Origin of the sequence: Sporosarcina sp. ZBG7A, assembly GCF_000813425.1 — a bacterium.
Taxonomy (GTDB): Bacteria; Bacillota; Bacilli; order Bacillales_A; family Planococcaceae; genus Sporosarcina.
This window is the reverse complement of the sequence record NZ_JWIB01000051.1, coordinates 1-20,190: the sequence shown is the minus strand read 5'-3', so window position 1 is coordinate 20,190 and position 20,190 is coordinate 1. Positions and strand designations below refer to the sequence as shown.

21 protein-coding genes are annotated in these 20,190 nt (G+C 44.3%); 18 read left to right on the top strand and 3 right to left on the bottom strand.

The genetic code is table 11. The features are described 5' to 3' along the window. Positions 1-25: 25 nt before the first annotated feature. The 8 genes from RL70_RS15545 (at position 26) to RL70_RS15515 (ending at position 7,666) form a co-directional block, all read left to right on the top strand. Positions 26-1,261 carry an MFS transporter gene (locus RL70_RS15545; RefSeq protein ID WP_231567290.1) on the top strand — a complete coding sequence of 412 codons (1,236 nt, stop codon included), beginning with the start codon at positions 26-28 and terminating at the stop codon, positions 1,259-1,261. Positions 1,262-1,328: 67 nt separating this feature from the next. Continuing rightward, entirely contained in the window at positions 1,329-2,300 is a 972-nt protein-coding gene (locus tag RL70_RS15540; protein WP_039044317.1) for a hypothetical protein, read from the top strand. 125 nt (positions 2,301-2,425) lie between these two features. Next, complete coding sequence (locus RL70_RS15535; protein ID WP_082003451.1) at positions 2,426-3,142, top strand: uracil-DNA glycosylase; 717 nt, start codon at positions 2,426-2,428, stop codon at positions 3,140-3,142. Further along, on the top strand, positions 3,132-4,901 hold the full coding sequence (locus tag RL70_RS15530) for an ABC transporter ATP-binding protein (protein ID WP_231567288.1): 1,770 nt from the start codon (positions 3,132-3,134) through the stop codon (positions 4,899-4,901). Before RL70_RS15535 ends, RL70_RS15530 begins: the two co-directional genes overlap by 11 nt. A gap of 151 nt (positions 4,902-5,052) precedes the next feature. Next, positions 5,053-5,667: a DNA-3-methyladenine glycosylase gene (locus RL70_RS15525; RefSeq protein WP_039044316.1), complete on the top strand. Its 615-nt coding sequence runs from the start codon at positions 5,053-5,055 to the stop codon at positions 5,665-5,667. 76 nt (positions 5,668-5,743) lie between these two features. After that, positions 5,744-6,259, top strand: coding sequence for a type 1 glutamine amidotransferase domain-containing protein (locus tag RL70_RS15520; RefSeq protein ID WP_039044315.1), 516 nt, complete (start codon positions 5,744-5,746; stop codon positions 6,257-6,259). 148 nt (positions 6,260-6,407) lie between these two features. Continuing rightward, positions 6,408-6,563, top strand: a complete 156-nt coding sequence (locus RL70_RS17960; protein WP_156137995.1) for a hypothetical protein — start codon at positions 6,408-6,410, stop codon at positions 6,561-6,563. Between the two features lie 56 nt (positions 6,564-6,619). Beyond that, positions 6,620-7,666 carry a membrane protein gene (locus tag RL70_RS15515; protein ID WP_039044341.1) on the top strand — a complete coding sequence of 349 codons (1,047 nt, stop codon included), beginning with the start codon at positions 6,620-6,622 and terminating at the stop codon, positions 7,664-7,666. Between the two features lie 47 nt (positions 7,667-7,713). On the opposite strand, the gene hmpA is transcribed toward RL70_RS15515, so the two are convergent. Further along, complete coding sequence (gene hmpA / locus RL70_RS15510) at positions 7,714-8,901, bottom strand: NO-inducible flavohemoprotein (RefSeq protein WP_039044314.1); 1,188 nt, start codon at positions 8,899-8,901, stop codon at positions 7,714-7,716. Between the two features lie 160 nt (positions 8,902-9,061). Here hmpA and RL70_RS15505 point away from each other — a divergent pair, with 160 nt between their 5' ends. Together RL70_RS15505 and RL70_RS15500 are read left to right on the top strand one after the other, a co-directional pair. After that, positions 9,062-9,508 (top strand): Rrf2 family transcriptional regulator, encoded by a 447-nt coding sequence (locus RL70_RS15505; RefSeq protein ID WP_039044340.1) that lies wholly within the window; start codon positions 9,062-9,064, stop codon positions 9,506-9,508. Between the two features lie 51 nt (positions 9,509-9,559). Beyond that, complete coding sequence (locus RL70_RS15500; RefSeq protein WP_039044313.1) at positions 9,560-10,486, top strand: manganese-dependent inorganic pyrophosphatase; 927 nt, start codon at positions 9,560-9,562, stop codon at positions 10,484-10,486. A gap of 212 nt (positions 10,487-10,698) precedes the next feature. Here the strand turns inward: RL70_RS15500 and RL70_RS15495 are convergent, their stop codons facing one another. Then, a complete protein-coding gene (locus tag RL70_RS15495; protein ID WP_039044312.1) occupies positions 10,699-12,081 on the bottom strand; it encodes an FAD-dependent oxidoreductase in 1,383 nt (460 codons plus the stop codon). Between the two features lie 220 nt (positions 12,082-12,301). On the opposite strand from RL70_RS15495, the gene murB reads away from it, so the two are divergent. After that, positions 12,302-13,219 (top strand): UDP-N-acetylmuramate dehydrogenase, encoded by a 918-nt coding sequence (gene murB / locus RL70_RS15490; protein WP_039044311.1) that lies wholly within the window; start codon positions 12,302-12,304, stop codon positions 13,217-13,219. A gap of 68 nt (positions 13,220-13,287) precedes the next feature. Here the strand turns inward: murB and RL70_RS15485 are convergent, their stop codons facing one another. Then, positions 13,288-13,962: a universal stress protein gene (locus RL70_RS15485; RefSeq protein WP_039044310.1), complete on the bottom strand. Its 675-nt coding sequence runs from the start codon at positions 13,960-13,962 to the stop codon at positions 13,288-13,290. A gap of 354 nt (positions 13,963-14,316) precedes the next feature. Between RL70_RS15485 and RL70_RS15480 the strand changes: the two genes are divergently transcribed. The 7 genes from RL70_RS15480 to RL70_RS15450 are packed head-to-tail and all read left to right on the top strand — an operon-like array spanning position 14,317 to position 20,125. After that, the gene (locus RL70_RS15480) at positions 14,317-16,722 is read left to right on the top strand and encodes a Na+/H+ antiporter subunit A (RefSeq protein WP_039044309.1); all 2,406 of its coding nucleotides are present in this window, start codon (positions 14,317-14,319) and stop codon (positions 16,720-16,722) included. After that, positions 16,709-17,134: a Na(+)/H(+) antiporter subunit B gene (locus RL70_RS15475; RefSeq protein WP_025785483.1), complete on the top strand. Its 426-nt coding sequence runs from the start codon at positions 16,709-16,711 to the stop codon at positions 17,132-17,134. Before RL70_RS15480 ends, RL70_RS15475 begins: the two co-directional genes overlap by 14 nt. Beyond that, the gene (locus RL70_RS15470; protein WP_039044308.1) at positions 17,135-17,473 is read left to right on the top strand and encodes a Na(+)/H(+) antiporter subunit C; all 339 of its coding nucleotides are present in this window, start codon (positions 17,135-17,137) and stop codon (positions 17,471-17,473) included. Next, the gene (locus tag RL70_RS15465; RefSeq protein WP_039044307.1) at positions 17,466-18,962 is read left to right on the top strand and encodes a Na+/H+ antiporter subunit D; all 1,497 of its coding nucleotides are present in this window, start codon (positions 17,466-17,468) and stop codon (positions 18,960-18,962) included. Before RL70_RS15470 ends, RL70_RS15465 begins: the two co-directional genes overlap by 8 nt. Positions 18,963-18,985: 23 nt before the next feature. Then, a complete protein-coding gene (locus RL70_RS15460; protein WP_039044306.1) occupies positions 18,986-19,468 on the top strand; it encodes a Na+/H+ antiporter subunit E in 483 nt (160 codons plus the stop codon). Beyond that, a complete protein-coding gene (locus RL70_RS15455) occupies positions 19,468-19,752 on the top strand; it encodes a Na(+)/H(+) antiporter subunit F1 (RefSeq protein WP_025785479.1) in 285 nt (94 codons plus the stop codon). The genes RL70_RS15460 and RL70_RS15455 overlap by 1 nt, the downstream gene beginning before the upstream one ends. Then, positions 19,730-20,125, top strand: coding sequence for a Na+/H+ antiporter subunit G (locus RL70_RS15450; protein ID WP_039044305.1), 396 nt, complete (start codon positions 19,730-19,732; stop codon positions 20,123-20,125). Before RL70_RS15455 ends, RL70_RS15450 begins: the two co-directional genes overlap by 23 nt. Positions 20,126-20,190: the final 65 nt, after the last annotated feature.

Below are 20,190 nucleotides of genomic sequence, written 5' to 3'. Positions count from 1 at the left end.
TTTAGACATTGGAGGAGAAAAGACAATGGCAAATACTATGGAACGCGTATCTTCGAAACCTCAGAAGTCGCGACCTATTTCACGGAACAAATTACTCGTAATATCAGGAACTGGCTGGATGTTTGATGCAATGGATGTAGGAATTCTCTCATTTGTGATTGCAGCAATCGCGGTAGAATGGAATCTGGCTCCTGCAGCAATTGGATGGGTTGGAAGTATTAACTCATTAGGAATGATGTTCGGAGCGATCGGGTTTGGACTGTTAGCAGATCGAATCGGAAGAAAGCAAGTATTCATGTTAACGCTGGTATTATTCTCGGTGGCAAGCGGGTTATCTGCACTTACCACAACTCTTACAGCATTTCTTATATTACGATTTTTCGTTGGAGCAGGGCTCGGTGGTGAGCTACCAGTTGCATCTACATTAGTTTCAGAAAGTGTGGAAGCGAAGGAGCGTGGAAGAATCGTTGTCCTATTGGAAAGTTTTTGGGCGGCAGGATGGCTTATCGCTGCTTTAATCGCATATTTTGTCATTCCGACGTACGGTTGGAGAGCGGCGTTAATCATAACAGCGTTGCCTGCATTTTATGCAATCTACCTGAGACGCAACTTGCCGGACTCACCAAGATTTGTACAAGCCGGAGAACCGAGGCAATCTGTCGGGGAAAAAATAACAGCTTTGTGGGCAAAACCTTATAGAAGGAGAACCCTCATGCTTTGGATTGTTTGGTTTACAGTCGTCTTCTCTTATTATGGAATGTTTTTATGGTTACCAAGTGTGATGGTCTTGAAAGGTTTTGCGATGATCAAAACCTTCGGCTACGTCTTGCTGATGACGCTAGCGCAGCTGCCAGGTTATTTCTCAGCGGCATGGTTAATTGAGCGAACAGGTCGCAAGTTTGTCCTCGCAACGTACTTGATAGGAACAGCCCTTAGTGCGTTTGCATTTGGAAATGCAGATTCTTTAGCAATGCTGTTACTATTCGGTGCACTGCTATCATTCTTTAACTTAGGTGCATGGGGTGCGCTATACGCGTATTCACCAGAACAATATCCAACGTCAATCCGTGGAACTGGAACGGGAATGGCAGCAGGGATCGGTCGAATCGGTGGAATCTTTGGTCCTTTATTGGTCGGTTCCATGCTAACAGCTGGCTACGGATTCGGGCTGATTTTCGGGATATTCTGTGTAGCTATTTTAATTGGTGTTCTAGCTGTTATATTTCTAGGTACGGAAACGAAACAAATGGAACTTGAATAACGTAGAAGAGACACTGTGGAATTTCCACAGTGTTTTTTAGTGCAATGGTTTATTGTGGAGGTGTAATTTGGATAAAGTGAAGAACGTAGCATGGGCGGTAATAGGCTTTCTCTTATTTCTATTTTCAACTATGATGTTTATCGTTGAATTACGAGATTTTCAAAAGACAATCCAAAGCGAACAAACTAGCCCAGTAGAAGTTGCAGTTACAGGAAAACAGGTTGAAAGAAGTTATTTAGGGAAGAACCAATATTTAGTTATGCTCAGTAACGGGAACGAAGAAAAAGTCTCTATGAAACAGATGATCGGCACCTATTCAGAGGTGAGTAAAGAAGAATATGAAACACTTAAACCCGGTGACAAGATTCAAGGCGTTATGAAAGGCAGGGTACTCTATACGGAACTAGATGGAAGAGAAGCTCATAAAGAACATTGGATTATGCTTGTAGTGACAGTCATTTACCCGATAATTTACCTCGTCTATCAGTTATCCAAATTGGTTGTCTCCCTAAAAATTACCAACCCCTTCACACACTCTTTTGGCTCCTTATTGAAAATTCTATTGGCAGTTGGATTGGGTGCCCCGATGTTAGCTTGTTACGTGTTCTTGTTCAGTGATCTATTTCGATGGATTCATGAAAATGTTGGGGAACAGACGTATAGAATTGCAGAAATTACTGACAGCAGAATTGACATAGGACATGGACGGTATGCAGAAACAAACTATTACTTGTCATTCAATTTCATTGTAGACGGAGAACCCTTTCATATGACGAAAGAAGTATCAGCTAATGATTTCGAAAAAAACTTAGAATTAGTGAAAATTCGCTATCCTGAAGGACATCCAGATCAAGTCAGTATTAGAGGATACAACTGGAGGGATGCAGTCTATCTCATTTCGTACAGTTGGTTCGGCATTTATCTTTGTGTGATTGTAATTACGGGGCTACTGATATTTGCAGCAGTTAAGATAAAACAAAAAAAGAGAGCTATCGAAGAATCGAAAAAGCAATCGAGGAGAAAGTTCCGGAAACGATAAAATAAGCGCTCAGCTAATTAATATCGCTCGAATTGTGGTAGGTTATATCGAAGAGCAATCACGTTTGGTACGTTATGTCTTATGCTATAAGTAAATTGAGTGATGAGGTGATAAGCATGAGTGAAATGCATTCATTCAGAATACCTGAGTTTGTCGCGGACCTTGGGAAGAAGCGGATTGAAGGATTCCCGGTGGAAGGGTTTGTGTATGGCGAGGGTCCACGTCAACCTAAACTGATGCTAATTGGCGAAGCACCTGGAGAAACGGAAGCACTGGGTGGTATTCCGTTTACAGGAAGAGCGGGAAAAGAGCTTATGAAATCACTTGCTTCCATCGGGCTTACGAGGGAGGATGTGTATATAACGAGTGCAGTTCGAAGTCGTCCGTATCGTTATGGTCAACGAAAAGAACGGGATGGGACGTTGACAGAACGCAAATACAATCGTCCCCCTACCAAACTCGAAATCCTTGCACATGCACCTGTACTCGATTTTGAAATCGCGAACGTTCAACCTGAACTGATCGTTACACTTGGTAACGTGAGTTTGCAGAGGTTGATCGGCAAACAGGCTAAAGTAACGGAACTGCATGGGAAATCGTTGAATCAGCCCGTGCGTTTTTTACGTGAACTAGAGGATGTAGAATATGGATGGACGGAAGAAACCTACACAATCATCCCTACTTTTCATCCAGCTTCCATATTTTATCGTCCATCGCATCGACCGTCGTTAGAATCGGATTGGCTTGAAATCGGTCGGATCCTTCAGGAACGGAACGAACAAAAATCCAGTGGTAAAACTGAGCAAATTATAATTGAAAGTAGGAATATGGATGGGGAATAACATGGAATCGGGTCAAGAAACAAAACAAACGAAAGGGTCATTGAAAGAGTTTGTCAGCCTGCTAAAACAGTTGGATTGGCCGAAAGGAGTCACAGTCGCGGCTTTAGTATTGGCACTCTTTTCAACACTAGCAAGTCTTGCAATCCCGCTGGTGACGAAACAACTCGTCGATTCTTTAACAACTGACTTATTTAACTGGAAAACAGCTATTTTCCTATTTGCTGTATTTGTGATCCAGGCAGTGCTTGGCGGGGTGTCTTACTACATGCTTGCCTATATTGGGGAAACAATTGTTGCGGACTTGCGAACCCGACTCTGGGGTAAAGTGCTTCGTTTACCGGTTCCGTATTATGATGAAACTGAAACCGGTGAAACGATGAGCCGGATTACGCAAGATACAACGATATTGAAGCAACTGGTTGCGGACCATTTGGTATCGCTCATAACTGGTATCATTTCCATCATTGGAGCAATAGCGATTCTCTTGTACCTCGACTGGAAGATGACGCTCATCATGCTCATTAGCATTCCGATTAGTATGGCGATTATCTTTCCACTAGGCCGTGTGATGCACAAAATTGCCAAGGCCACTCAAGCTGAAATGGCGAAGTTCTCAGGGCTCTTAGGTCGCGTACTTGGGGATATACGACTTGTAAAAGCATATCGTGCAGAACCGTATGAGCAGGAAAAAGGATCTGTGGCCATTCGTTCGTTATTCGGGTTTGGACTGCGTGAAGCGAAAATTCAAGCAGTGATTTCACCAGTCATGACACTGATTATGATGGGGATTTTAGTTGCGATCCTAGGATATGGCGGTGCCCAAGTTTCAAACGGTGCACTTTCTGCTGGAACACTTGTCGCAATAATTTTTCTCATGTTCCAAATTATTGTCCCGTTTGCGCAGATGGCTCAAGTGTTTACGGTCTTCCAAAAAGCTGTCGGAGCGACAGAGCGTATCCAACAGATCTTAGGGATGGATAGTGAACGTATTGAAGGAGTAACAGGAGATCCGGAATCGGTACTTGCATTTCAAGAGGTGTCGTTTTCTTACGATAGCGATAAGCCCGTTCTTAAAAACGTGACGTTTAGTGCTGTACCGGGCACCGTTACTGCATTTGTCGGTCCGAGTGGTGGCGGGAAAACGACATTATTTTCTCTGATTGAGCGATTTTACAAGCCAATGTCCGGAACGATCTACCTTGGAAATCGACCTGTTGAAGAAATTGAGTTATCGGACTGGCGTGGAAGAATAGGGTATGTCTCACAGGAGAGTCCCTTACTAAGTGGAACCATTGTCGATAATATTGCCTATGGACTGTCGGAGCGCCCATCGTTGGATAAAATCCGTAACGCTGCGTCTGCGGCCAACGCGCTTGGGTTCATCGAAGAGATGGAAGACGGATTCGACACACTTGTCGGAGAACGAGGCATGAAACTTTCAGGTGGGCAACGACAGAGAATTGCCATCGCCCGAGCGTTATTGCATAACCCGTCTATACTTTTGCTTGATGAAGCGACTTCAAATTTGGATAGTGGATCTGAAACACATGTCCAGGAAGCACTTCAACGACTTATGATAGGTCGTACAACATTGATAATTGCGCATAGGTTATCAACTGTCATCGATGCGGACCAATTAATCTTTTTGGAAAAGGGTGCAATTACAGGGGTTGGAACGCACCAGGAGTTATTGAAATCTCATAAGATCTATGAAGAATTTGCTGCAGGTCAAGGGCTTGCGGAAAATCATTCATTGTAAAAAACGGACCTTTCGGTCAGGAAGGTCCGTTTGTATTTTCCAGAACCGCTTCGTGGATGGATTGTAAATAATGAAACATGGGTAGACCTTTAAATACATTGAATCCATTTTCAACTGGCGAACAGAGTTTTGTAAAATTTGCAGTTGTTGAATGATAGAAGGAGTGATACTTATCCACGAGCCAGTTGAGCAACAATTTTTTGAACGCCCAGTATTGGAACTTGCCCGAGACTTAATTGGCCAACTGATTGTTCATGAACTCCCGACAGGTCCTGTAGTTGTACGCATTGTAGAAACAGAGGCCTATCATGGAGCTGAAGATCAGGCAGCACATAGCTTTCAAAATCGTAGAACAAAGCGAACGGAAGTGATGTTTGGAGAGGCGGGAGGTGTGTATACCTATCAAATGCATACGCATACCTTGATGAACGTTGTCTGTGGACCGGTTGGGACACCACATGCGATTCTAATTCGCGCAGGTGAGCCGGTTGAAGGATTGGAATTCATGCGCGAACGTAGGGGAGAAAATCTCACTATGAAAGATTGGACAAACGGACCAGGGAAATTGTCTAAAGCACTTGGGATCACGATGAATTATTACGGTCATCATTGGACAAATCGACCTTTGTTCATCGCAAAATCAGATGCGGTAGGTGAAGTTGTAACAAGCTCGCGTATCGGCATAGCGAATGCTGGTGAAGCAGCGCACTATCCTTGGCGATTTTATGAAAAAGACAATGCATTTGTTTCTAAATTCCGTCCGTAGGTTTAGTTTGGGAAGAGATGTGGAAAATAATGAAGGAGAGACAAAACTTAATTAACTAAAAGGAGTGCATGTGAAAATGGCTAAGATTGCAACTGTACTTACAAATATGTTTGAGGACTCAGAGTACGCAGACCCAGCGAAGGCTTTCCAAGATGCTGGTCATGAGGTAGTTACTATAGAAAATGAAGCAGGCACTGTCGTTAAAGGTATGAAAAAAGGTACGCCTGTCAGGATCGACAAAGGCATTAACGAAGTGAAGCCGGAAGATTTCGATGCATTGTTCATCCCGGGTGGTTTTTCTCCGGATCAGCTCCGTGCAGATGACCGTTTCGTCAACTTCGCGAAAGCCTTCATGGATGCAGACAAACCCGTATTTGCGATTTGTCACGGACCACAGCTGCTGATTACTGCAAAGGCTTTGGAAGGTCGTGACGCGACAGGGTATAAGTCAATTCGCGTTGACATGGAATATGCAGGTACTAAATTCCATGACAAAGAAGTTGTGGTTTGTCACAACCAACTTGTCACAAGCCGTCAGCCGGAAGATATCCCTGCGTTTAACCGTGAAGCACTCAAGTTACTAGAAGCATAATAAGTGAAAATAGACGTACTTATGAGAAGGCCCCTTTGTGGGTCTTCTTTTCGGTGAGTTGAAAACGCTTTAAAGGAGTGGTAAATTAAACGAAGTAGTATACATAGCTAGAATAGCCTGAAAAGTGGCAAGACAGGAGGCTGGATCATTGGGTGAATGGTTGTTGGTGCTCGTTATCACCTTCGTTCTGTTTTCGTTTATGCTCTATTTTGTCGTACGGAATGCAATAGACAATTCAGCTAGACTGAAAAGACTGGAAGAGATTCTTGAGGAAATTTCAGAAGATTTAAAGAGAAAGAAATAAACCGTTTGTTCCAACGTGTATACGAATTAGGGGGAAAATGCTTGAAAGTTTTAAAGATGGGAAGCGCATTTATTGGAATTATCGTCGGAGCTGGTTTTGCTTCGGGGAAAGAGATTGTTCAATATTTTACAAGTTTCGGATTGCTTGGAATTATAGGAGCCATCATCTCCACTGTCCTGTTTGCGTATTTTGGGATGGTCCTTACGCGGATAGGGAGTCGGATGCAAACTACCTCTCATAAAGAAGCCGTCTATACAATCAGTGGGAAATACCTCGGAATAATAGTCGATGCCGTTATAGTCATCACGTTATTTTCAGTAGGCGTAGTCATGATTGCAGGTGCGGGTTCGAACTTGAATCAGCAATTTGGACTCCCGCCTTTCGTAGGAAGCTTGCTTATGGTTATTTTGGTGTTTTTAACGGTATTATTAAAAGTCGATCGTGTCGTGGCTGTTATCGGGAGTGTTACACCATTCCTCATACTTGCGGTCGTCATCGTTTCAGTCTATTGCCTCACAAACATGACGGACTCGTTCTCGAGCCTGAACAGTGTGGCAACGTCAGTCCAAACACCTTTGCCGAATTGGTGGTTCTCAGCAATTAACTACGTATCGTTCAATATGGCTGTGGGGGCCTCAATGGCACTCGTCATGGGCGGAGCTGAGAAAGATGAAAAAGCAGCAGCGCTTGGTGGGCTTGTTGGCGGGCTAGGGCTTGGAATCATGATTTTACTCAGTCATTTAGCCATCTTCTCGAAAATCGATGTTGTAAAAGATGCGGACTTACCAATGCTTGCAATCATCAATGACATTTCACCAATTTTGGCCATCCTGATGGCGGTTGTTATGTATGGCATGATTTTCAATACGGCAGTCAGCATGTTCTATTCGTTTGGAGCACGGTTTGTGCGTCGAGGGACTCCGCGTTTCCGCGTGTTCGTACTCGTCGTACTCGTCATTGGTTTTGGACTCAGTTTCTTCGGATTCTCAGCATTACTTGACTTTTTGTATCCGTTTATAGGGAATATTGGGCTGTTCCTCATGCTTACGTTGCTCATCGCATCTTTCAGATTACCTAAAAAGGCACTGCACAGTATAAAATAGAAAAACAAGCCGTCATCGCACTAGCGATGACGGCTTGTTTTTGTTTATTAAGCATGTGCAAGGTTTAGTTGTACAGCAGGACCAAAGAATTCAAAGTGTACTTTTTCTTTGTCGATACCCATTGCATACAATTCACTAATTACTGCTTGCATGAATGGAGTCGGACCACAAACGTAAACGTCGCTTCCTTCTTTAACGTTTTTCTCAAGGAATTCACGGTTGATGAACCCGTCACCTTCTTCAGAGTAAAGCGCTGCATAGCTTGAAGTTGCAAGAGATTCGTCCATTTCGCGAACGACTTTGTCGAATGCTTGGTGGCTGCGAGTCCGAGCAGAGTGTAGGAATGCTACAGGACGTTCTGGTGTAGTTGTTGCAATTGTTTCGTACATTGCCATCATCGGAGTCACTCCAACACCACCGCTGATTAGTGTGACAGGTGTAGTGTTCGCTACGTCTAGGTAGAAATCGCCAGCTGGAGCGCTAAGCTCAACGATATCACCAACGTTTAACTGGTCATGAAGGAAAACGGATGCTTTCCCATTTGGGTTGTTATCCGCTTCGCGTTTTACAGAGATACGGAATGACTCACCATTCGGCGCTTGGGAAAGACTATATTGACGGATCAACGTATTTTTCTCACCAGGAATTTCAAGCTTGATGCTGATGTATTGACCTGGTTTGTAGGTTGGCACTTTACCACCGTCGACTGGTTTGAAGTAGAAAGATGTAATAACTTCACTTTCTTTGATTTTATCAGCAAGGACAAAACCTTTGAACAATTTCCAGCCGCCTTCTTCAGCTGCCATCTCATCGTACATGGACTTTTCTACGCCGATGAATGCGTCAGCGATTATGCCATATGCTTCTTCCCACGCACCAAGGATTTCAGGAGTTGCTGCGTCTCCAAGTACTTCTTTGATGGCTCCAAGAAGATACTTACCGACGATTGGATATTGTTCTGGAAGGATACCGAGAGATACGTGTTTGTTGGCGATTTGAACAACTGCAGGGATGATTGCACCCAAGTTATCTATATGTTTTGCAGCTGCGAGTACAGTATTTGCAAGTGCGGTTTGTTGGCGACCTTGTGCTTGGTTGACGTGGTTGAACACGTTCAGTAGCTCTGGATGCGCCTCGAACATATTTTTGTAAAAAACTGTTGTGATTGTTTTGCCATGTTGCTCTAGAACAGGTACAGTGGATTTAATAATATCAATTTTTTCTTGGGATAACATAATTGACACGACCTCTCGTAGTTGATGAATTAAGCATAATCCTAATGAATTAGAAAAGCTATATAAAAAATACATCTTTAAAGACAGTTCGAATTTTAGTCACATTTCATTCAATGAATGGACAAAAACGTAGGATCTTATAGAAAGAATGGTGAACGAGATGCGGTTGACGCTCTATACAGACTACTCGTTGCGAGTTTTGATTTTTTTGGCTGCCAAGCCAGAAGGCGAATTATCAACTGTAGCAGAAATATCCGAGGCATTCACGATTTCAAAAAATCATTTAACAAAAGTCGTGCATGAACTCGGCAAGGCGGGTTTCATTGAAACAGTCCGTGGTAGAGGGGGCGGGATCCGTTTGAAAGTCCGACCAGAACATATTAATGTAGGAAATGTTGTTCGCAAGACGGAAGACGATTTTCAATTGGTGGAATGCTTTAATCGGGAATCGAATCAGTGTGTCCTTGCACCTGTTTGTCAGCTGAAAGGGGTTTTGAAGGAAGCTTTGCACGCGTATTTAGCGGTGTTGGACCGTTATACAATTGCAGATTTTGTGCAAAATAAAGATGAAATCGGGATGCTTCTGTTTCCGCCGCCCTTGTCGTGATGGTAAGATAAGAAAGATGCAATAGGTAAAGACATTAGGAGGAATTCACTTATGAACAAAGTACTTGTATTTGGTCACAAAAATCCCGATACGGATTCAATCGCTTCTGCGATCACATACGCATATTTGAAACAACAAATCGGAGTGGATGCAGAAGCTGTAAGACTTGGCAGTGTTTCTGAAGAGACTGCGTTTGCATTGGAAACGTTCGGTTTTGAAGCACCACGACAAATCGATCGCGCTGCAACAGAAGCGTCAAAAGTCATTTTAGTCGACCATAACGAAAAGCAGCAAAGTGCAGATGATATTGAAGACGTTCAAGTGCTTGAAGTCATTGACCACCACCGGATTGCAAATTTCCAAACGAGCGAACCCCTTTACTATCGTGCCGAGCCGGTTGGATGTACGGCGACGATTTTAAACAAGTTGTTTAAAGAGCACGGTGTAGCGATTCCGAAAAATATTGCCGGACTTATGTTATCGGCAATCATTTCTGATTCGTTGTTGTTCAAATCTCCAACATTTACTGAAGAAGACCGGAAAGCAGCTGACGAACTTGCAGAAATCGCAGGCGTGGACGCAAACGTTTACGGATTGGACATGCTTAAGGCGGGTGCAGATCTCAGCAGCAAAACATTGGAAGAACTCATTTCACTCGACGCGAAAACTTTCGAGGTCGCCGATGTGACGATGGAAATCGCTCAAGTCAATGCGGTCGATTTGAATGATGTGTTGAATCGCAAGGAAGAGTTGACAGAACTGTTGACGAAAGTAGTATCTGTGAAGAAACTTGATTTATTCTTATTTGTCATTACGGATATTATTAACAACGATTCAATTGCAATTGCGATCGGTGAGAAAGCATTTGCTGCAATGACTGCGTTTAAGGTAGTACCAGCGAATGACATGGCGATTTTGAACGGAATTGTATCTCGTAAGAAACAAATCGTTCCGGTATTGACGGAAGCATTTAAGTGAAAATGATGAAAAGCTGTCTGGAGAGTGACGTGTTCACTCACCAGACAGCTTTTTTTAGTGGAAGTATCTGTTGAATTGTGTTCGGATTCCGATTAATTCCTTGAAACTTCCGATATAAGCTTTGGTATTGCCGATTCCGCAACTTATAATACCGATTCAACCGTCGGGGTTGCCGATACTCCCGTTCATAATGCCGATTCCACAATTTAACGCTAGTCCTTTTTCAAATCGAGTGGACGTGTTGCGGGACCTTCTAATACAGAACCATCTTTTCTAAAACGGGAGCCATGGCATGGACAATCCCAGGTTTCATCACCTTTGTTCCAACGGGTGCGACATCCCATGTGCGTACAAATAGGAGCATCCGTACGAGTCAAGTGACCGCCGGTAAATTCCTTTAATACAAATCCCGTCGTTTTCAAAGCCTGTAGTAAAAGTGTACCGAAGCCAGTGCGATCAGGTGCATATAGCGAGATGGCAGGGTTCGGTTGACCTGTAATCTGGTCAGTGACAATTTGGGCAGCTGCGAGGGAATTTGTCATTCCCCATTTACGGAAGCCTGTACAAATATGAACATATGGCATTGCGGCTGAAATCGGTCCTGCATAAGGGATTAAATCCGGAGTTGACGGATCTTGTGCAGACCAGCTATGGACCGGTTCCCCTAGATGGTAGACAGATTGCAACTCTTCCGCCAGTCGGTTGTAGTGGAGGTCTGTATCGCTCGTGACACCTGCTTTATGATCCTCACCCCCGAGTAAAAAATGAGGACGACCGTCGATGAATACAGTCCGAATTGAGCGTTTTGGTTCATCTACAGATAAGTACTGGCTTTGCAACGGCATATCAGCAGGTGCGGATATCAGATAGGAGCGTTTTACTTCCAGCTTCAAAATGTTCATACCACGTAGCGCTTCAATTGGATAATGTGTACATAACAGGAGCTCATCAAAGTTAATAACGATGTCAGATGCGAGTTGTAGAGATTTCTCTTTCAAGTCCATAGAGCGAACATCGGATTTTTCGCATAGTTGTGCACCTTCAGAAACAGCAAGTTTTGCAATATGCTGACCATATCTGACAGGGTGGAGCTGTGCCTGATTACTTAGTGTAAGTGTTTCTTTAACGGAGAGTGGTAATTCACAATTCAGACGCCGATCAAATGGAATGCCAAGTGTTTTATAGGCATCCGCTTCTTTCCTTAAAGCTGCCACTCCACTGTCAGTACTTGCGAACAATACAGAATTCGTTGAACGCAGTTCGTCACCTTCAGCAATAGACTGAGCGAACCGAATTGCCGCATCGTTCGTCTTATAATAGACTTTTGCGGATTCCTCGCCGAATGTCTTCAGGAGGTCTGCATAGACTAAATCATGCTGCGTCGTTAGTTTCCCAGTCGTATTTCCGGAAGCTCCTTCAAGAATTCGATCCTTTTCAAGCAATAACACTTTTTTACCGGCTTTTGCCAACAAATATGCTGCTGTGAGACCGCATAATCCACCTCCTATAATACAAACATCGCATGTCGTATCTGAAGAGGGCGGGAGATAGGTGTCGCGAGGATAGGCTGTTTCAAGCCAGAGTGAGTTCAACATAGTGATTTCCCTCCGTGTTCATTAAGTTCATATAAGTCCATCTTCGCCAGAAATCAAAAGATTTAACGGAATGGATTGAAAATACACGGATTCTCATCAATTGTTAATGTATAACAAGTAGAATGAAACTATATAGAAAACATGTACGTACCTCTTGTCAAATCACTATAATCACAGCATACTGTAAGAGTGGTACGTACATTCGAAAGGGTTGGGTGGAATGGCTAAGCAACAATGGCTTGCTGATTTACAAACGACGATTACTAAGGGACAGCTTTTGCTGGATGAATCCCTTTCAGCTTATACAAAAACAGAATTAGGCGGACTTGCTGATTTACTGGTAATTCCTGAAACGGTTGATGAAATGCAAACAACTGTCCGTTACGCATATGAACATGATATCCCGTTATTGCTACTTGGAAATGGATCTAACATGGTAGTTCGCGACGGAGGAGTTCGTGGCATCGTGTTGCATCCTGTGAAATTAGATGTAATTACTGTAAATGGAACGCACGTCCATGCTGAAGCCGGTGCATATATTATCGATGTGTCCAAAGCAGCTGCAGCCGCTGGATTGACTGGAATTGAATTTGCTTGTGGAATTCCGGGTTCTGTCGGAGGTGCAATGGCCATGAATGCCGGAGCATACGGCGGGGAGATAAAAGACATCATCGTGAAGTCTACCCTTATGAATCGTAAAGGTGAAATCTTTGTTTTGCAGAAAGAGGAACTTGGACTCGGTTATCGGAAAAGCATTATCGCAGACGAAGGGTACTTCGTTCTGTCTTCAGACTTTGACCTCCAGTTTGGTGACCAAGAGACGATTGATGCGAAAGTGGCAGAATTGACATTTTTGCGTGAGTCGAAGCAACCGCTCGAGTATCCATCAGCAGGAAGTGTGTTTAAACGTCCTCCCGGGTATTTCGCTGGGAAACTGATCCAGGATAGCGGGCTTCAAGGAAAAGGAGTCGGTGGAGCAGAAGTCTCAACCAAGCACGCAGGATTCATCATCAACAAAAACCACGCAACTGCAACGGACTACATTCAAACTATTGAAATGGTCCAAGCAGAAGTGAAAAGGCGTTTCGGAGTAGATCTCGAACGCGAAGTGAAAATTGTAGGAGAACCTGCGGAGTAAGAATACTATAGCGACAAAACAAAAAGCAGGGAGCGCTTCAGCACTCTCTGCTTTTACCTTTGGTTTGGTTATGCATCGATTTTACAACTGACCAGAGATGGATCCTCAACACGATCATCTGTAATTCTCACCTGGCACATCTTTCCGTCATGCATGAATTTAAAAATGCCATTATTGAAATCAGTTCCGGTCTCTTTAAAGAAAATCCCTTCAAATCGAGCGTCTTTTGTATAGTTGAACGTGATACGGAAGCCCTCTCCATCATCCGTCAGATAGGCTCGTAATCCTTTTTCGAACAACCCTTCGACATCATGCTTAATGGAACGTGCGACCGATACGACGTGGAAATCTACGAATGTAATTTCACGCAACAAGACGTTCATGAACGACCCCTTCGTAATTTCTTCCCATCGACTTTGGGCTGTTTGCCCGATAATAATTTGAGTGACATTCCGGTCGTGTGCGACTTGTTTAATCACTTTTGCGGTGGGTCTACTTTCGTTATCCCGTACGATGAATTCGTCTGCATCGAATTCATCCGCAAGCTCACGCCATCTGTCAATGTAATCCGATTTGTCTGCATCCATATCATCTAATGGTCGTGGATCGACTGTTAAAATGTAAAGAGGGCAGTCCATCGCGCTTGCCATCTGATGACCACGACGAATAAGTCGCTCTCCGTTAGGTCCATAATACACACAGACGAGGATGCTTTCATCCATGCGTCCTTTCACTTTTCCCATGTAGTCCTCCACCTCCATAGAATCCGAATACTAGGCGATCTCACACTCGTGCGCACCGTCTCAAGTGCGATTGATGTAAATGTTGTGTATACTTTATAATGAAACCAAAACACAAACGCCATCGTTTGAACGGTAGTCCTGAAACTAAAAGATAGTTTCGGGCTTGTTCACTGTACTCACATGGCACTCATTATCGCCGGCTTTTCCATCCGCGTCAAGCCGTCACAGAAACTTTTCTGCGGATTCTTGAAAACCCCGTACAAGTACTGCTACGAATTTCCAAGCTTTCACCGTCCGTTAGAAGACTCTGATGATAGAACCCGTGTTTTCTTTTTTGATTGGGGGTACGACGAAATGATTATTCCGATACTTATATTGGTGCCGTTTCTGGCATCGCTTTTTGTCCCGTTTCTTTATACATATGTACGCAGTAAGAAAATCGGTTGGATGGTATTACCGGTTCCGTTGATTTTGTTTGTCATCCTTAGTTTTCAGATTCCAAGTCTAGCTTCAGGCGAGAACCTATTCCACACCATCCGGTGGCTAAACGCTGCCGATATCCACTTTACCACTCATTTAGACGGTCTCAGTATGATTTTGGGATTGCTCATCACAGGCATGGGAACGCTCGTTGTCATGTACTCCATTTATTATCTATCTGAACGAGAAGCACTCGGTCGTTTTTATATGTACTTGTTGTTGTTCATGGGTTCCATGCTCGGTGTCGTCTTTTCAGATAACGTCTTGGTACTCTACGTATTTTGGGAGTTAACGAGTGTTTCATCATTCCTGCTCATCGCTTTTTGGCATCAACGGAAAAATTCTCGAGCTGGTGCGAAAAAGGCAATGCTCATCACAGTAACAGGTGGAATTGGTATGCTCGTCGGATTCCTTATGTTGCACCAAATGACGGGGACTTATAGTATCCAAGAGATGATTGGTATGGCGGGAACATTACCGACGTACGATCTTTTCATCCCAGCGATGCTCCTCATTCTACTTGGAGCATTTACGAAATCTGCACAATTCCCATTCCATATCTGGCTTCCAGACGCGATGGAAGCGCCGACACCGGTCAGTGCTTATTTACACTCAGCTACGATGGTCAAAGCTGGGATCTATCTTGTCGCCCGCTTCATTCCTGTATTTGGTGAAAGTGAACTTTGGTTCTATTCGGTGACGTTCGTTGGGCTTTTGACCTTGTTATGGGGCTCATTCAACGCAGTTCGCCAAAATGATCTGAAAGCGCTCCTCGCCTATTCAACGATCAGCCAACTTGGGTTGATCATGAGTTTACTTGGAATCGGTTCAGCCGCCATGTTGGACATACCAGGGGCGGATAAAACGATCTATACCGCTGCGGCGTTTGCAGGACTATTCCATTTGATTAACCATTCCACATTTAAAGGCGCGTTATTCATGATCATCGGAATCGTAGACCATGAACTCGGGACGCGTGATATTCGGAAACTCGGCGGACTTGCTGTATTCATGCCGATCACATTTACTATTGCGCTTGCAGGTAGTTTTTCAATGGCGGGATTGCCTCCGTTTAACGGATTTTTAAGTAAGGAACTCTTTTTGGAAGCGAGTCTCGCTGTGCAACACTTGGCGTTACCAGGTGTCCACATTTGGATTCCGATTGTCGCATGGGTAGCGAGTGTTCTTACATTCGTATATTGCATGATTATCGTTTTTCAAACGTTTTTTGGCCGCCAGCAGCAACAGCCTGCATGGGTCGATCGAGGAGCGCATGATCCGCGACCTGGGATGCTAGTTGCGCCATCCATTTTAGGAGTAATGATTGTAGGATTGTTCTTCTTCCCGAACGTACTGGGGAAATGGATTTTGAAGCCAGCAATGGCGGCGGTCTATCCATCGTTTGGAAATCCTGAATCACTTGTCCCGCACATTGCAGCGTGGCATGGATTGAATCCGGCACTTTGGATGACGATTGGTATCATACTGATTGGTACGATTCTCTACATTTTCTTACGTCAGTGGAGAAGGATCTATACAATTGCGCCGTTCAGTTGGAAGATCGATAACATCTATGCGTTGTTGCTTATCCAGCTTGAGGGCAACTCCTACCACCTGACGAATAAGTACATGACGGGGCATTTGCATCGTTATTTCACGTACATTCTGCTGTTTTTCATCGCTATGATGGGAACTGCGTTGAGTTTTGTATGGCGTCTAGCGTTTAACTTTTCAGAGGATTCAGTCGTAACGGTCAATGAATACATTCTCGTGATGGTCATGATGTCTGCAGCAGTTGCGATACTATTCGTGAATTCTCGGTTGATCGCGATTCTACTGAATGGTGTCCTTGGATTTACAGTCGCATTTCTATTTGTCGTCTTACGGGCACCTGACTTGGCACTTACCCAAATCGTTGTGGAAACGGTAACTACTGTGTTGTTTTTACTGACATTCCGCTTTATGCCAGATTGGAAGAAAGAGCGTCCGCGTCGTCCAGTAAAGGTTTTGAATGCATTCATCGCGGTTGCATCAGGACTAATCGTTATCATTACAGCGCTTATGGTTCAAGGGAATCGCCTGTTTGACCCGATTTCCAAGTACTTTGAAGACGCCAAAACGCTCACAGGCGGTGGCAATATCGTCAATGCGATTTTGGGGGATTTCCGTGCATTCGATACAATGCTTGAAATTGTTGTCCTGTTGATCGGTGGACTCGGTGTCTATGTGTTGATCAAGTTAAAAGATAAAAAGGACGGTGACGGCAATGAAAATCAATGACGTCATCTTGCGCACTGTCACGAAAATTGTCGTGTTCATCATTTTAACGTTCGGTGTTGAGCTCTTCATCTCCGGGCATAACGACCCGGGCGGTGGGTTCTCTGGCGGGCTCGTACTCGCTTCGGCGTTGCTGTTGCTGTATATGACGTACGATATTGAGACGGTGCATAAAGGAATTCCGTTCGATTTCAAGAAAATTGCTGGACTTGGAGTGTTTCTAGCGGTCGCTAGTAGTGCAGTCCCTATGCTGTTTAGCAATCAATTTCTGAACCAGGCAAAAGGGGAATTTGCGTTGCCGGTTTTCGGAGCAACGGAGCTTTCGATGGTGCTACTATTTGAAGCTGGTGTTGCGCTAACCGTTGTGGGTGTCGTCGTGACGATTCTTTTGACGATCAGTGAGGATGTGAGTTGAATGGAGACCTTAATTACATTACTTGTAGGCGTTCTCGTCATGGTGGCGGTCTATTTACTGCTGTCGCGTAATTTTGTGCGGATCATTTTAGGGACTGCAATCCTTTCTCATGCCATCCATTTACTGATCCTTACGATGGGCGGATTGAAAAAAGGGGGAGCTCCGTTACTGACAGAAGAAGGTTCGACATATACGGATGCACTTCCGCAAGCACTCATTCTGACCGCAATCGTTATTAGTTTTGCTGTCACCGCGTTCCTCCTCGTTCTCGCATACCGGATTTACCGGGAAACGGGTGCTGATAATTTGGATGATGTTAGGAGAGAGTTGGATGACTAATGCACTCGTATTGCCTGTCCTTATTCCATTACTCACTGCGATTGTACTGACATTCTTCCGGAATTCGTTCATCCTGCAGCGCACCCTCAGCTTTTTAGCAACTGCAAGTTCTGCTGGAATCGGTGTGTACTTGTTGCTGCGGATCCAATCTGAAGGCATTCTGCGATTGGACTTTGGTGGTTGGGAACCACCATACGGTATTCTATTTGTCGGAGATTCGTTCGCGCTGTTACTAGTTACGGCTGCTGCAACAGTAACAAGTATTATTTTGCTGTATGCGTTCTCGACGATTGGAGAAGCATTTGAGAAGATGTATGTCTATCCATTTATGCTTTTCTTGCTAGCAGGCGTCAATGGCTCATTCTTAACGGGAGATGTCTTCAACCTATTCGTCTGTTTTGAAGTGATGTTACTTGCGTCGTATGCACTCCTAATTCTAGGAGGACGCAAAGTCCAGCTTGTCGAAGCATTTACTTATATTACAATTAATGTACTAGCCTCATGGTTTTTCTTACTCGCGATTGCGTATTTGTACGGCGCAACAGGGACACTCAACATGGCACAATTAGCGGAGCGTGTCGCTGAAAATGGTCAAGGTCCAGTACTAACCGTGATTAGTCTGATCTTTTTACTCGTCTTCAGTTTGAAAGCGGGGTTGTTATTGTACTTCTGGCTGCCTGGTTCCTACAGCGCGCCACCTGCAGCAATCGCAGCGTTGTTCGGCGCATTGCTCACGAAAGTAGGGATTTATGCGCTAATCCGTATGTTCACACTTGTGTTCCATCATTCTCCAGAAATTACTCAGTCAATTATCGGAATCATGGCTGCATTGACGTTGATTGGGGGAAGTATCGGTGCACTTTCATCGAGTAATATCCAGCAAATCATAGCCTATAACGTGGTCATTGCGGTGGGATTCATCCTAGTCGGACTTGCTGCTGGAAACGAAGTTGCGTTACAAGGTTCAATCTATTACGTGTTACATGACATGGTTGCAAAAGCGATGCTGTTTTTAGCAGGCGGGTTGATGATTTCATTGACAGGTAAGGCGAAAATCGGAGAACTCAGTGGGTTGATACGGAATTATCCTACACTCGGCTGGCTGTTTTTCATCGTCATGCTATCGCTCACCGGAATTCCACCATTCAGTGGATTCATCGGAAAAGTGTTGCTCGGTGAAGGTCTGATCGAAGCGGAAACGTATGTGTTGCTGACACTAGCGTTTCTGTCGAGTTTGTTTGTGTTGTATTCGTTGTTGCGCATTTTCCTCAACTGTTTCATGGGGGAAGCGATCATCGGCAGCGAAGAACAGGTTGTGTTGAAGAAACGTACGCTGCTACCCATTGTGATGCTTGGCGTCTTGACGCTCGCAATCGGGATAGGAGCGGACGCAATTGCGCCATTTGTGAATGACGCAGCGTCGACATTGGTCAATCCGCAAACATATATTGAAGCTGTTTTAGACAAAGAAGCGTTGCTGAAAAAATAGCGCAGAGGAAAGGGGACGGGAGAATGCCAGGTCAACTGTTATTAAACTTGTTCATTGCATTTTTATGGATGCTGCTCATCGATGAAGACGAATTGCGTTTTTCCACGTTCTACGCAGGCTTTCTCGTAGGAATCGGAATCCTGTTCTTCATGCACCGTTTTTTCGGTACACGCTTCTACTTACGTCGTGTCTACGCTGTCGTCCGGTTATTCTTCATCTTTGTCTCGGAATTGATCCAATCGAGTGCGGTCGTGTTGAAACAGATTTTAAGTCCACGTTTGAAGATCGAACCAGGAATTTTCAAGTATGAAACTATATTGCGTAGTGACGTGGAAATTACGATGCTCTCGATGTTGCTGACATTGACGCCAGGTTCTGTCGTAATGGAAGTGACTCCGGAAAGTGATGCGTTGTACATCCATGCGATGGACGTCCAAGAATCCCGTGATGGGTTGATCAAACAATTGAAGAACTTCGAAAAAGCGATTATGGAGGTGACCCGATAATGATTCAGACAATGCTAGCAATCTCTGTAGTGCTGTTCGCGGTAACAATTGCGATCGCCGTTCTCCGGCTCATCATTGGTCCTTCCATGCCGGATCGTGTGATTGCAATGGATGTTGTCGGTGTGAATCTGATTGCGATGATCGGAGTCGTATCCGTTGTTTACGGAACGAAAGCATACTTGGAAGTCATTCTGATTCTCGGGATCTTGTCGTTCATCAGCACAATCGCCTTTTCAAAATATATTGAGAGGGGGGTTATCGTTGAACGAAAACGAGATCGGTGAATTCATCGGCGCTCTGCTTATCCTGTTGGGAAGTATTTTTAGTGTCATCAGTGTGTTCGGGATCATCCGATTACCTGATGTTTATACACGATCCCACGCAGCGACGAAAAGCTCCACTCTATCGGTATTGCTGACGCTGATCGGCGTGTTCCTATACTTTCTGTTCCATGATCATTTCGTCAGTGTCCGCGTGTTATTAGGCATCGTGTTCGTATTCCTCACAGCCCCAGTCGCGGGGCACCTGATCATTCGTGCAGCTTATCGCTCAAAAGTGGGACTCGCAGATATTTCAGTGGAAGATGAACTGTATGAAGTCATTCATGGCGATAAACCCGTGAAGGATGAGGAGACGGAAGATGGGGAGCGCTCATAAAGCGTGGAAAGTGATTATAAAAGTGGGAAAGTGATCATAAAGCGCGAGAAGTGATCATAAAAGCA